The following is a 12,550-nucleotide window of genomic DNA, read 5'->3' as shown; positions in this document are numbered from 1 at the left end:
CTAAAGTATTAGCTGCATCCTATAACTTCCCTTGCCGCTCTCCGCAGGCGATTCATTACAGCCAATCCCATGCCCCTGGTTTCTAAGCCTTCGGCTAGGATAACATCCACCTTCAGGCGATCAAAATCCCTCAAACGTCCAAAGAGTACCGAGGCAGCAGCTTCAGGGGATAGGCTAGAGCCCAGCTCCAGTACTATGGCCTCCCCTGGATACCTCCCGGCATTTTCCTCTGTGGCCAAAATCCCTACCCTTAGCCCCTGGCCCATTAATTTTTCGGCCCTCTCCGTGATTAACCGGAGTTTGCCTTCCCCCTTGCCCTCAAAGAGAAGGAGACTGGCCGAGGGTGCATAGTGGAGGTATTTCATCCCAGGCGATCTGGGGGCCATGTTCTCCGGGAGCCTCTCCCCAAGCACCGATGGATCTATTGTTACCGAGTCTAAAAACTCCTGAAGCTGTTCAAAGGTCACCCCGCCCGGTCGCAGGATAATGGGTATCTCAGAAGTTAAATCAAGCACCGTTGACTCCACACCCATTCCCGCCTGTCCACCATCCAAAATAGCATCTATCCGCCCCGCTAAATCCGTATGTACATGCTCTGCCGTTGTAGGGCTGGGCCTGCCGGACCTATTTGCGCTTGGTGCCGCCACCGGAACCCCCGCTGCCCCAATGAGGGCAAGGGCCACCGGATGGTTTGGCATCCTTACCGCCACAGTATCCAGCCCTCCCGTTACTTCTGCCGGTATGCCTGGTTTTTTGGGCAGCACCAAAGTAAGGGGACCTGGCCAAAATTTCTCCATTAGCTGTTTTGCAATTTTATTCAGTGTGCTAAGTTTGTCCACCTGGTCCGGATGGGATACGTGTAATATTAGGGGATTGTCCGAAGGTCTCCCTTTGGCCCCATATATACCGGCCACGGAATTTGGGTCGAGGCCGTTGGCCCCTAGCCCGTAGACTGTTTCAGTGGGAAAGGCCACCAGCCCGCCCTTTGTTAGTATGTCCGCAGCCCAACTTATAATTTCCGGCTCTGGCCTCGTCGGACTAACCTTCCTTATTGTCGTTGCCTTTGTTTCCATATAGCTTTATCTCCGTCCTTTACCGGGACAGTATATCATATTTCTTTTCCGCATATCCAGTAATGAGGAATAATTTCCCGCCCCCGCCGAATAAGTTCTATATACAAGCCAACCAACGGAATACCACAAATCAAGGGGGTACAGGCATTGGATTTCTGGTTGTATTTTGGGTCGGCCCTGGGGATTGGGGCACTGCATGCCCTGGAGCCAGGACATGGGAAAAGTATTATGGGAGCCTATCTGGTCATGTCCCGGGGACGTTCCAGTGATGCTGTGTTATTGGGGTTAACCTCTGCCATTACACACACTTTAGTTATAGTAGTAATGGCCTTCATGGCCCATTCTGCCGCCACCATAGCTATCAATAGCACTGAAATACCTCAGGAGCAAATGGAGCTCTGGTTAAAGCTCATTTCCGGGGCGATCATTGTGCTGGTGGGCCTGCGCATGCTGCTCCGCAAGAACACCACCTGCGGCTGCGGCTGTGGACATACCCATCATCAAGGCTTCCCTGCCGGCCCTATTAAAGGAAGGTTTTTTACCAGCCAGTTATCCTCCGGCAGGCTGTCTGGCAGTAAGCTCTCCAGAAAAAGCTTAAATCGCCCCGGTAGTTTACTAGATATCCTGCTACTGGGCTTTACCAACGGCCTAATGCCCTGTCCAAGCGCCCTGGCCATCCTTCTTTTATCAGTCAGCAGCGGCGCACTGATGACGGGGCTTGCCCTGGTATTTGCCTTTGGCATCGGCGGAGCCATTGCCCTGGTGTCCGTAGGACTAGTCTTTGTAAAGATCTCTTCCATGGCAGGAGGCCTGTTCAATAACAAGGCCTGGGGTAACTTGTCCAGGCTGAGTGGAGCATTAATTTGTGCCATCGGGCTGGTGACCACGTATAGTGCGGTGGTTGGGCTGGGCTAAGTTACCTCGGCTTATACTGCTAAAGCTTTCGTCGCTACCACCAATCGTTCGCGATTTGCCAGGTCATGGTACAGTTTGCCCTGCCAGGTTTCCTCAGGGAGTATGGCCAGGGTGGCTTCTCCCTGTCCGGGGCCTATCTCCATGAGAAGGTGGCCGCCTGGTTGGAGGAAGGCCTGGGCGGCGGGTAGAATCTGCCGATATAGGTCTAAGCCGTCAGCTCCCCCGTCTAGGGCTAAATGAGGCTCATAGTTTTTTACATCTGGCATCAGGCCATGAATGTCTTCCGTTGGTATATAGGGTAGGTTGGCGGTTATTAGTCCCACTTTGTCTAAAAGTTCCTGGGGAAGGGAAGCAAGCAGATTTCCCTGGTGGAGCTTTACCCTTTGGGCAACCCCATTTAACTCTGCATTTTTAGCTGCCACCTCCAGGGCATCGGCAGATATATCAACACAATGCACAAGGAGTTCTGGAACTAAATAAGCCAAGCTTATAGCAATGGCTCCACTGCCGGTCCCCACATCGACAACCAGGAGATTGATTTTCCCTTCCTTCAGGAGTTCAATCGCCTTCTCCACCATCAGCTCTGTATCCGGCCTAGGAATCAGTACCGCCGGGCTAACCATAAAGTCCAGCCCCATAAACTCCTTACCTCCGACCAGATAAGCCACCGGCTCCCCCTCGGCCCTCCGCTCCAATAACCTACTATAATCCTCCCGTTCTCCTCCAGAAAGCACCCTATCACCATTCAATAAAATACCCGTATGGTCCAATCCAGTAACCCTTGACAACAAAACCCTGGCATCAATATCACAGGAACCAATTCCCCGCTCCCTAAGATATACTCTACCCACTTTCAAAGCCCCTTGTACGTTCATGGCACTTCTCCAATTTCCCTTTAAATATTTTGAAGCCTTTATTTGATAAGCCAGCCATTAAAATATAATAGAACAAGCCAAATAAGTCAAAAAACCAAGCCCTCCGCACACAAGCAAAGGGCCCCGCCCAAGGCGAGACCCCAAAGAAAAACCCCTTTTAGCCCTCAAAAGGCTACCCTAAAGCACCCATCTACTCTTCAACCGCCTTTAGCCGTTCTGCCTGGTCGGTTGTAATTAGGGCTTCGATAATTTCGTCCATATCCCCCTGGAGTATATATTCTAAGCGATGCAGGGTCAGGCCAATGCGGTGGTCCGTTACCCTGTTCTGGGGGAAGTTGTAGGTGCGGATACGCTCACTGCGGTCGCCGCTGCCCACCAGGGACTTGCGGGTACCGGCAATGGCCTTCTGCTGCTCTTCTATGGCCTTATCCAGAATCCTTGCCCTTAAAACACGCATGGCCTTATCTTTATTCTTGTGCTGGGACTTTTCGTCCTGGCAGGATACCACTGTCCCGGTGGGGATGTGGGTAAGGCGCACCGCAGACTGGGTGGTGTTTACACACTGACCTCCGGGACCGCTGGCGCAGAATAAATCTATTCTAATATCATTGGGATTGATATCGATATCAACCTCCTCGGCCTCTGGCATGACTGCCACAGTTGCCGCAGAGGTGTGAATGCGCCCGCCGCTTTCGGTGGCCGGCACCCGTTGAACCCGGTGTGCCCCGCTTTCAAACTTCAGGTTACTGTAGGCACCCTTACCCTCAATAACAAAGGTAACCTCCTTAAATCCACCCAGGTCTGTTTCGTTGGCCTCCATTACCTCAATACGCCAGCCCTTACGCTCGGCATAGCGGGAGTACATCCTAAACAGATCTCCGGCGAATAAAGCAGCCTCGTCTCCCCCGGTGCCGCCACGGATTTCCACAACCACGTTCTTATCATCATTGGGGTCCTTAGGCAGCAGCAGAACCTTTAGCTTATTTTCCAGCTCTACCTTTTTTTCTTCTAGCTCATCAATCTCCAACTCCACCATCTCTTTGAAGTCGGGCTCAAGCTTATCTTCCAGCATTGCTTTGGAATCTTCTATACCCGAGAGCACTTTTTTGTACTCCCGAAAGGCTTGCACCACATCTCCCAAATCCGAATGGGCCTTAACTAATTGCTGCCATTTTACCCTATCGGCAATAATCTCAGGATCACTTACCTGAGCCTCCAGTTGTTCATATTTATCTTCCAATGCCTGGAGCTTATCTAACACTTATGTGTCACCATCCTTATGGACTGCATTAAAGGCTTTGCTCCTTAGTGTATATAAAGAAATAGCAGAGCCCCTGCTCTGCTAAGTTAGCTATTTCAAGCCGTATTTCTTACGGAACTTGTCGGCCCGGCCACCAACTTCTATTTGACGCTGAGCCCCCGTGTAGAAGGGATGGCAGTTGGAGCATATTTCCACTTTGATTTCCTTTTTGGTGGAACCGGTGGTGAAGGTGTTCCCGCAAACGCAGCGAACTTCAACTTCATTATACTTGGGATGGATCTTTTCTTTCATTGGACAAACTCACCTTCTTTCTCGAATGCTAAATGCCTGCGGGCTATTTATACTATCAATGGTTATGTATGATAGTATAAGGTCAAAGTTATCTTTGCCTATAAACATACGTCGATATTATAGCATAGATGGGCAAGTGCCGCAAGAAAGTTTTTCAGCCGCCCAGTTTCCCAAAAAAACTCAAATTTGTATTCAAAAATATTTATAAAAATATTATTTCCAAAAAAAGGTATTTGAAAACAGGTGGCGTATATAGTTTATATACCAAAATTTGGTATATGCCTGCGCCCAGAAGCTTAGTCTACGGGGATGAGATATACCTCCGCCGGGAGTATTTGCTCCACTGACAGCCCTGGAATTATAGGCAGGCTTACTACAACTGAATATTTGGTCCTCTTTGACACTGCTGAGGGAGGCGATTTAGATGTCCTACATCAAACATATACCTGAAGACATCAGTAACAATATAACCTGGCCATCCGGTCCACCAAGCAGAATGTTCAAAGAAGAGGGGGTGAAACCACCACCGGGCAAACCGGACCACCTGAGTATAACGGGAGATTCCGTACAGGTTGGTGCAGCGAAGCCCTGGGTTAGTCCAGGTGATTCGTTAGGTCCCCCAGGAGGGCTAGTTAAGATCGCTGCTCCAACCATGTCAGGGGACCCTGGTAATCCCAGACCACCAACAAGACAAGAATTTGTTAAACTATTGAAAGGATGTGATGCTCTCTTTACCCGTGATGGAACTTAAATGATAGTCCGCACTTTTTTAGGGCACCTCTTATCTGCCCATTTATAGCCGACAAACCGGCGGTCATCTTGTTTTACTGATTTATTTTTTACCTTCCTTATGTCCCAAATAAAAGGTTCACTTAAATTCTTTCGGCGCTGCATTGCCCATAGTAGCCAAGTCAAAGGGCCGCAGCTTGCAAAACCTTTTTTGAGAGACGCCCCCAACCCTGGAAGAGACATAGGGCCCAAGGCCTTTTCCCATCAACTAAAGCGCTTATATATACTGCCTCCGGAAGCAGTTGGACAGCGAGTCTTAAGTAATAAAACTCATTTGACGGGAACACAGGGACGGCGTTACGGATAACTTAATAAATAAAAATGCCCCCATCAATGGATGGGGGATTTTTTTGTTCTTATCCAAAAAGCCTTTCCCTAAGGAACAGCAAGGGGTCCAGAGGAACACCCTGGCGCAGAATTTCCATATGCAGGTGAGGCCCCTGGGAATTACCGGTGTTGCCTACCCTGGCGATGGGTTGATCCCTCTTGACCTGCTGACCTTCATGTACAAGTAAGCTGGAGCAGTGGGCATAAAGGGATCTTATACCGTTGCCGTGATCCAGAATTACCGTAAGGCCATAGGTACCCCTAGGGGCAGACCAAACCACCGTACCTGCCTCGGTAGCAGATATTACCGCCCCTTCCCCGGCACCAATATCAAGTCCCTCATGGGGACGATCGCCTCGAATACCGAAGAGGGAGGTTATTTCCCCCGCCACCGGCCAAGCCCAACCACCAATTTGGATTTTACCATACTGGGTACCGGAAGTAGGAACAGCCTCCTCCGCCACTTCCCCAGGAACAGTTAATCTCATACCTATCCTGATAAAGTCCGCGTTTGTCAGGTTATTGGCCTGCATTAGCTCCCTTACATCCACACCATATTGGGCAGCAATATGGGAAAGGGTTTCCCCGCTGACCACCTGGTGATAGGTTGCAGAGGATCCGGGAATAGTAATGGTTTGACCGGCAAAAATCAGTTCCTCTTGACTCAGATTATTGGCCTGGGCCAGCTTTGCTATGGAAACACCGGAACGCTCGGCAATACTCCAAAGATTATCCCCTGGGCGTACCTTATATTCTATTTCCACCCTGGCTACCTTGGCCGCAGGCTTAACCTCATTAATAATTTCCTGCTGGGCCACCGGTGGTGTATAGATGCCATCCTGACTGATAACCTCGTCAGGACCTGCATTAACCGGCATCACTCCAAAGGCTGAGCTGGTAATTATGGAAGCAGCCAAAACCGCAATTACTTTTTTCTTAGTTATGTTTAATTTCATAAAAAATCACCTCGAGTAAAACAAACTATTAGCAGTTTACCCGAAGTAATGGTGCTTTATACATTAATTGGCAAGTTTATTGTTGTTGTGGCTCAACGGCTGTTCTCCGACGGTATTGTCTTTTTACCTGCAATTCAGGTTCCGGTGAGGCTTGGACCCGGGGCTTTGGTTTAAAATCATAGAGCATTTCTGCATTTGTCCGGGTGTGTTTAATCCGATCCAGGAGGTTTTCCAAGGATTCAATGGGGGTCATATTGGCGATGGCCCGTCTTAGGCTCCAGGCATATTCCAATTCATCCCGGGAAAAGAGTAAATCTTCCCGGCGAGTGCCGGAGCGCTGAATATCTATGGCCGGGAAGAGACGGCGATCCGCAAGCTTCCGATCCAAAATCAGCTCCATATTGCCGGTACCTTTAAATTCCTCAAATATAACATCATCCATCCGGCTGCCGGTTTCGACCAGTGCTGTGGCTAGGATGGTGAGGCTGCCGCCTTCCTCCATATTCCGGGCAGCTCCAAAGAAGCGCTTAGGCTTGTGCAGTGCAGCGGGATCCACACCCCCGGAAAGTGTCCGTCCACTGGGGGGGATAACCAGGTTGTGGGCTCTGGCCAGCCTGGTGATGCTGTCCAGCAAAATAACCACGTCTTTGCCGCTCTCCACCAAACGTTTAGCCCTCTCCAACACCATTTCAGAGGCCTTTACGTGGTTATCCGGCGGCTCATCGAAGGTGGAGCTAACAACCTCAGCCTTAACGGAACGTTCAATATCGGTAACTTCCTCCGGCCTTTCGTCAATTAATAATATAAACAGCTCAGTCTCCGGGTGGTTAGTAGTGATGCTATTGGCAATTTCTTTAATCAAGATTGTTTTACCGGCTTTTGGAGGGGCAACGATGAGACCACGCTGACCTTTTCCCAGGGGAGAGATAAGGTCGATTATCCTGGTGGAAATTTTATAGGCTTCGGTTTCCAGCTTAATACGTTCTTGGGGATATAGGGGGGTAAGTCCTTCAAAATGCATACGTCCCGTAGCCAAGTCAGGATTGTTGCCGTTTACCTGCTCTACCCTTAGAAGTCCGTAGTAACGTTCGTTATCCTTAGGCTTGCGCACCTGCCCAAAGACCATATCACCTGTCCGCAGGTCAAATCTGCGTATCTGGGACACAGAGACATATATGTCATCATTACTTGGCACATAGGTCGATGGCCTCAAAAAGCCATAGCCGTCAGGCAAAATTTCTAGTACCCCACCGGCCAGGGAAACCCCGCTTTTCTGGGTTTGCAGCTTGGTTATCTCAAAGATGAGTTCTTTTTTTCTGAGCTTATAATAACCTGGTATCTCCAATTCCCGGGCCATGGCATATAATTCACGCATGGTTTTAGCCTCAAATTCCGCCTGGGTCATGGCAGGTTTCTGAATCTCTGACAAGTCAATACCACCTTTATTTGTTCTACTTAACTGTATAACCAGGGTTATATGGTTTTATTCGCCTTTGCCAAGCTAGGTTTTTTTTTGAACTGTTGGCGGCTTAAAAGAATTCTGTGGGCGATGAAATATACAATAATCCCGGCGAGCGCAGCATTTACAACACTTCCAGCCAGGAAGGGCACTCCCAAATCTTTAATTAAAATTAGGGCCTTGTGTAAGAGAGGTATCTCAATGATAGGATTAATATTAATAGGTAGTGGACTTCTTTCTCCGCCCATTAATAATCTTCCTGTAAGGATATTCAAGGTAAGGTAAATTGGCATGATTGGCTTGAAAAGGCAAACAGTTAGAGCTGCAGCAACTGCATGCACACGAAGGGATTTTGCAACTAAGTATGAAAGGGGAATATTAATAATAGGAATGGGCAGGAATCCAAAGGCAAATCCCAAGGCAATCCCCTTGGCCACATATTGTGGAGCTTCCGGTAAATCAAGCAGTTGCTGCCAAGCTTCCTTGCATCTGCAAATAACATGTCTGAAATATCTAGCCACTTGGACTCCTCCAAAGAACAACCCTTGCCGGGTCTTAACCTTTAGTATAGACCCGGCATCGGCAGCAGTCAAGTTGGCATTAAGGTATGAGTCAAAGGATCGTCCCTTGACTCACTTTTGGAGGGTCGCCCAGTCTGCCAGGAAGGCATCAATTCCTTTATCCGTAAGGGGGTGCTTGGTCATTTGCAGCAGTACCTTGTAGGGTATGGTGGCAATATGGGCACCGGCCTTGGCGGACTGAAGTGCGTGTAGTGGATGGCGAATGCTGGCTGAGATTATTTGTGTATCCAGGTCGTAGTTATCAAAAATCTCTACTATTTCATAAATAAGCCCTATCCCGTCGTGGCCAATATCGTCAAGACGCCCCACGAAGGGGCTCACATAGGTGGCACCTGCCCTTGCTGCCAATAGGGCCTGATTCGCAGAGAATATCAGGGTGACATTGGTCTTGATTCCCCTTTGGGAGCAGGCCTTGGTTGCCTTTAGTCCCTCTGGAGTCATGGGCAGCTTCACCACAATATTAGTATGAATGGCCGCTAGCTCTACCGCCTCTTTAAGCATCCCCTCGGCATCCAGGCTAATCGCCTCGGCGCTGATAGGCCCGTCTACTATAGAGGCAATCTCCCTAACCACCTCAGCAAAATCCCGACCTTCCTTGGCTATCAGGGATGGATTAGTAGTTACTCCAGAAATAACGCCCAGGGAGTAAGCAGCCCTGATTTCATCAACATTGGCAGTGTCTAAAAACAAAAGCATGTTAGTACCCTCCCGCTCTGCTTATAAGTATTCCTTTTCCGTCCTGCAGTATTTGCTCAGGCAGGTCCCCGATGTCCTCAGTATAAGCCTAGGCCTTTCCCGAGCTGCCGAAGACGCGAATTTTTTCGCGGATGACTTGGGTGGCAGCTTCCCTGGCTGGGCCAAGGACTTTGCGGGGATCGATTTCCTTGGCATCTTTTTCTATGACTTGTCTGCAGGCGTAAACAAAGGCCTCCCGGATGTTGGTGTCAATGTTTACCTTGCGAACACCCAGGGAAATTGCCTGCTGTACCGCTTCATCGGGAACACCCGAGGAGCCGTGTAAAACGATAGGGATGTTAACCAGACCGGCTATCTTTTCCAGGCGGGCAAAGTCAAGCTTGGGAACACCCTTGTACTGACCATGGGCTGTACCGATGGCAATAGCCAGGGAATCTACACCGGTCTTTTCTACAAAATACCGGGCCTCTTCTGGGTCTGTGAAAAAGGCATCCTTTTCATCAACATGGATGTCATCCTCAGTCCCACCAATTTTACCTAGCTCCGCTTCAACGGATACTCCGGTTGCTCTGGCCACATCTAAAACCCTGTTTGTTAGGGCAATGTTTTCTTCCAAGGGCAGCTTGGAACCGTCGATCATTACGGAGCTAAAGCCTACCCGGATGCACTTCATGCACTGTTCAAAGCTTGTACCATGGTCCAGGTGCAGGGCAACCGGCACAGTGGCCTGGCTGGCGGCTAGGTTGGCCAAGGTGAAGATGTACTCAATGCCAGCATATTTAATAGCTCCCTGGCTTGCCTGCATAATTACAGGAGCTTTTTCCGCTTCGGCTGCTGCCAGGATAGCCTGTACTATCTCCATATTGTTTACGTTAAAAGCACCTACGGCATATTTGCCCTCTTCGGCTTTTTTTAATAATTCGGTAACAGGAACTAATGGCATCTTATTAAGCCCTCCTCATTTTTTATATAATTATTATGCCCATAAAAACAGAAAAAGCTTGGACCGCGTCTAAGCCGACGAACTGGTGCCAAGCTAGGGTTCAGGAACCATATTCCGGCGGAAGAACGGTTATATCCCAAAAGCAAGAGTCATAGACAGTATGGCCCTAGTAGCCCGGAATTATGTTGCTACTGCTGTTTATTCCGCTTTCGCCGGGTCTTTTTTGCAGGCTTGTTGGAATTTGATACGCTGTCCAGGCATTTAAAGCCGTGCCTGGCCAGTTCAATGGTTTCCACCTGCTCAATTACTCTCAGGTCTTCTTCCGTTTCAGCATACACTATATTAATGCTGTCGCATTCTTTGCAATGGAGCTCCAGCCTGTCTAAAAAAACATCCACTTCGATGCGCTGGTTGCCGCATTGACAAAACAGCCCACCATTATCGGCAATTTCTTGGAGACACTGCATTACCTGATGCATAACCTCAGGATTATTAAAGTATTCATCATACCCAATCTCATCCATCAGTGTTTCCAAACCTGTATCCAGGGTTTGGGCCAGCTTCTTGACCTCTTCTGCCCGGCCCACAAAACCAAGCTCTAAGCCAGAATCCGAGCAGGTCAGGTAAATGACCTCTCCAGACCAGAGGCGGCTACCGGAAACCTCACGGAGATGCTTTGTCTCACAAATGACACAGGGAATCTGCAGCCAATAGCCGTGCTTTTTCTTACGGGCAATGCCCAATAGAAATGCACCACAGGAACATGTTACCTGCATGTTTCCCCTGCCAGCAAGGCCAAAGCGTGAAAGGCTATGAAATTCTAAAGCCCCGCATTCCGGGCATCTAATAGCTAACGTGGTGACAGTGGTTAACAGCACCGCTATAACCTCCTCTTTAGCTAAAAGAGTTCGCCACCGATGATTAAATTCCTTTTTTTCTACTCTGAAATACAGAGCCGGTTATGAACTAATCTCCTACTTAAACTAGGCGCTCTCCTTATTGTTAGAGACTAGCAATTTAGCTAAATGGCGAACATCATTCAGATCGAAGGGCTTATTCAGGTAATGCTCAACACCAAGTACTCTGCTCTGATTCACAATCTCCCCGTCCCCATAGGCAGTCATCATTACTACAGTCAATTGGCCATATTGAGCCCGAATTTCATGAAGGGTCTCGATACCAGTCATGCCCGGCATCTTCATGTCTAAAAATATAAGGGAAGGGATGGATCTTGCTAATGTATTTAATGCCTCTGCCCCTGAAGCTGCCATTTCAACCTTATAGCCTTCATCTGAAAGTGCCTCAAAGAGTAGTCGTCTAACTCCCACCTGATCATCCACTATGAGAATATCAATAGTGTCTCTACCCATTATATTCAGCTACCCCCTACTAAATAACAAACCAATTCACACAAAACTGTGTTTATTTGATTTCGACACCGACAGCCTTATCCCTTCTAGATTGGCAAAAAATTAGAAGTTTTTTCCACTGGTATTACCACCCAGAGGGTATAAAGGATGAAAGGGCAGTTAAAGCACCCACAATTGTCACAACTACCACTACAATTAGGGCAACTACTGGGGTGAAAACAACGGCCAGGGCACGGCCTGTACTTAGCTTATGGGCCTCCCGGATACCGATGGTAAGGAGTGCAATTCCCCAAACCAATACAATTAATCCACCAATCGTGTTTACCACTGTGGCCATTCTCGGTATGGCTAGGGTTGTTAAAACCTCCAGGGGAATCAGCAGAGCACCGGGCAGCCCCGCCAGGCCGTACATTACAAATACCGTCTTGGCCCTGCCGTTACCGCCATAAAACTCCGCTAATAGATGAAGCAGTGCGCTATAAAAGAACCACTTTAAAAAATAAAAGATGGTCCCCAGAAAGGCTAATACCGGCGCAGCCGCCCGAAGGGCCTCGGAGAAGATCATTGCTTGGGTGAAGGGCAGCCCCATCTCCAGGCCAAGATTTCTTGTCCCTCCGTAGGCAGATGTATATAATCCAGTAAGCAGTTCCACCAAGGCCAGGGCTATGACGATAAGGAAGGTGGCTCCCACGGGAGGATTTTGGGCAATTCTTCCCATTGTCTTAAGGGGATCAAAGAGCACTCCATAGATGATATCGTAATAACTCAGGGGTGGATAATTCTCCTCCTCCGCCTGGTTGGCATACTCCTGTACCCCTACCTCGGCGGTGCTGCAATCAGATATATTTTCCTCCTTAGCAGGGTTAATGGGCTGTTCCTCAAGGTTTTTATCTTTGAAGTCTGTCAATAAACTTTACCTCCATCCTAATTATTCATGGGTAGGGGTGTGGTCTTGGGGTCAGGCATTAGTAGTAGCCCTTCCAGGGGGATGGGCAGTATATTTGAACGACCCTG

14 protein-coding genes are annotated in these 12,550 nt (G+C 48.8%); 2 read left to right on the top strand and 12 right to left on the bottom strand.

Annotated elements, in window-relative coordinates; all coding sequences use genetic code 11:
• Window positions 1-8: 8 nt before the first annotated feature.
• Window positions 9-1,073, bottom strand: a complete 1,065-nt coding sequence (locus P6N53_RS06205) for an L-threonylcarbamoyladenylate synthase (RefSeq protein WP_304541936.1) — start codon at window positions 1,071-1,073, stop codon at window positions 9-11.
• Window positions 1,074-1,220: 147 nt separating this feature from the next.
• On the opposite strand from P6N53_RS06205, the gene P6N53_RS06200 reads away from it, so the two are divergent.
• Entirely contained in the window at window positions 1,221-1,988 is a 768-nt protein-coding gene (locus tag P6N53_RS06200; RefSeq protein ID WP_304541935.1) for a HoxN/HupN/NixA family nickel/cobalt transporter, read from the top strand.
• 11 nt (window positions 1,989-1,999) lie between these two features.
• Here the strand turns inward: P6N53_RS06200 and prmC are convergent, their stop codons facing one another.
• The 3 genes from prmC to rpmE all read right to left on the bottom strand — a co-directional run bounded on the left by prmC (window position 2,000) and on the right by rpmE (window position 4,415).
• The gene (gene prmC / locus P6N53_RS06195) at window positions 2,000-2,863 is read right to left on the bottom strand and encodes a peptide chain release factor N(5)-glutamine methyltransferase (protein ID WP_304541934.1); all 864 of its coding nucleotides are present in this window, start codon (window positions 2,861-2,863) and stop codon (window positions 2,000-2,002) included.
• A gap of 190 nt (window positions 2,864-3,053) precedes the next feature.
• Complete coding sequence (prfA, locus tag P6N53_RS06190) at window positions 3,054-4,124, bottom strand: peptide chain release factor 1 (RefSeq protein ID WP_304541931.1); 1,071 nt, start codon at window positions 4,122-4,124, stop codon at window positions 3,054-3,056.
• A gap of 90 nt (window positions 4,125-4,214) precedes the next feature.
• Window positions 4,215-4,415 carry a 50S ribosomal protein L31 gene (rpmE, locus tag P6N53_RS06185; RefSeq protein ID WP_304541930.1) on the bottom strand — a complete coding sequence of 67 codons (201 nt, stop codon included), beginning with the start codon at window positions 4,413-4,415 and terminating at the stop codon, window positions 4,215-4,217.
• A gap of 424 nt (window positions 4,416-4,839) precedes the next feature.
• Between rpmE and P6N53_RS06180 the strand changes: the two genes are divergently transcribed.
• Window positions 4,840-5,166 carry a hypothetical protein gene (locus tag P6N53_RS06180; protein ID WP_304541929.1) on the top strand — a complete coding sequence of 109 codons (327 nt, stop codon included), beginning with the start codon at window positions 4,840-4,842 and terminating at the stop codon, window positions 5,164-5,166.
• Between the two features lie 394 nt (window positions 5,167-5,560).
• Here P6N53_RS06180 and P6N53_RS06175 read toward each other — a convergent pair whose 3' ends face one another.
• From P6N53_RS06175 to P6N53_RS06140, 8 genes are all read right to left on the bottom strand, one after another.
• Complete coding sequence (locus P6N53_RS06175; protein WP_304541927.1) at window positions 5,561-6,487, bottom strand: LysM peptidoglycan-binding domain-containing protein; 927 nt, start codon at window positions 6,485-6,487, stop codon at window positions 5,561-5,563.
• A gap of 76 nt (window positions 6,488-6,563) precedes the next feature.
• On the bottom strand, window positions 6,564-7,892 hold the full coding sequence (gene rho, locus P6N53_RS06170; RefSeq protein ID WP_373323014.1) for a transcription termination factor Rho: 1,329 nt from the start codon (window positions 7,890-7,892) through the stop codon (window positions 6,564-6,566).
• A gap of 68 nt (window positions 7,893-7,960) precedes the next feature.
• Window positions 7,961-8,467, bottom strand: a complete 507-nt coding sequence (locus tag P6N53_RS06165; RefSeq protein ID WP_304541924.1) for a DUF2062 domain-containing protein — start codon at window positions 8,465-8,467, stop codon at window positions 7,961-7,963.
• 111 nt (window positions 8,468-8,578) lie between these two features.
• On the bottom strand, window positions 8,579-9,223 hold the full coding sequence (gene fsa / locus P6N53_RS06160) for a fructose-6-phosphate aldolase (protein WP_304541923.1): 645 nt from the start codon (window positions 9,221-9,223) through the stop codon (window positions 8,579-8,581).
• Between the two features lie 88 nt (window positions 9,224-9,311).
• Entirely contained in the window at window positions 9,312-10,166 is an 855-nt protein-coding gene (locus P6N53_RS06155; protein WP_304541922.1) for a class II fructose-1,6-bisphosphate aldolase, read from the bottom strand.
• A gap of 188 nt (window positions 10,167-10,354) precedes the next feature.
• Window positions 10,355-11,044, bottom strand: coding sequence for a hypothetical protein (locus P6N53_RS06150; protein ID WP_304541920.1), 690 nt, complete (start codon window positions 11,042-11,044; stop codon window positions 10,355-10,357).
• A 105-nt stretch (window positions 11,045-11,149) separates the two neighbouring features.
• Entirely contained in the window at window positions 11,150-11,536 is a 387-nt protein-coding gene (locus tag P6N53_RS06145) for a response regulator (RefSeq protein ID WP_304541919.1), read from the bottom strand.
• A gap of 124 nt (window positions 11,537-11,660) precedes the next feature.
• Window positions 11,661-12,443 (bottom strand): Yip1 family protein, encoded by a 783-nt coding sequence (locus P6N53_RS06140; protein WP_304541918.1) that lies wholly within the window; start codon window positions 12,441-12,443, stop codon window positions 11,661-11,663.
• Between the last annotated feature and the right edge of the window lie 107 nt (window positions 12,444-12,550).

The organism is Desulforamulus aquiferis, assembly GCF_030577015.1.
GTDB classification, from domain to species: domain Bacteria; phylum Bacillota; class Desulfotomaculia; order Desulfotomaculales; family Desulfotomaculaceae; genus Desulfotomaculum; species Desulfotomaculum aquiferis.
Note: the sequence above shows the minus strand (reverse complement) of the source record. Positions and strands in the feature narration are given on the sequence as shown.

Excerpts from the sequence above, each read along its gene's own strand:
- P6N53_RS06205 (WP_304541936.1), bottom strand. The coding sequence starts at position 1,073 with ATGGAAACAAAGGCAACGACAATAAGGAAGGTTAGTCCGACGAGGCCA.
- prmC (WP_304541934.1), bottom strand. The coding sequence starts at position 2,863 with ATGAACGTACAAGGGGCTTTGAAAGTGGGTAGAGTATATCTTAGGGAG.
- rpmE (WP_304541930.1), bottom strand. The coding sequence starts at position 4,415 with ATGAAAGAAAAGATCCATCCCAAGTATAATGAAGTTGAAGTTCGCTGC.
- P6N53_RS06180 (WP_304541929.1), top strand. The coding sequence starts at position 4,840 with ATGTCCTACATCAAACATATACCTGAAGACATCAGTAACAATATAACC.
- P6N53_RS06175 (WP_304541927.1), bottom strand. The coding sequence starts at position 6,487 with ATGAAATTAAACATAACTAAGAAAAAAGTAATTGCGGTTTTGGCTGCT.
- rho (WP_373323014.1), bottom strand. The coding sequence starts at position 7,892 with ATGACCCAGGCGGAATTTGAGGCTAAAACCATGCGTGAATTATATGCC.
- fsa (WP_304541923.1), bottom strand. The coding sequence starts at position 9,223 with ATGCTTTTGTTTTTAGACACTGCCAATGTTGATGAAATCAGGGCTGCT.
- P6N53_RS06155 (WP_304541922.1), bottom strand. The coding sequence starts at position 10,166 with ATGCCATTAGTTCCTGTTACCGAATTATTAAAAAAAGCCGAAGAGGGC.
- P6N53_RS06145 (WP_304541919.1), bottom strand. The coding sequence starts at position 11,536 with ATGGGTAGAGACACTATTGATATTCTCATAGTGGATGATCAGGTGGGA.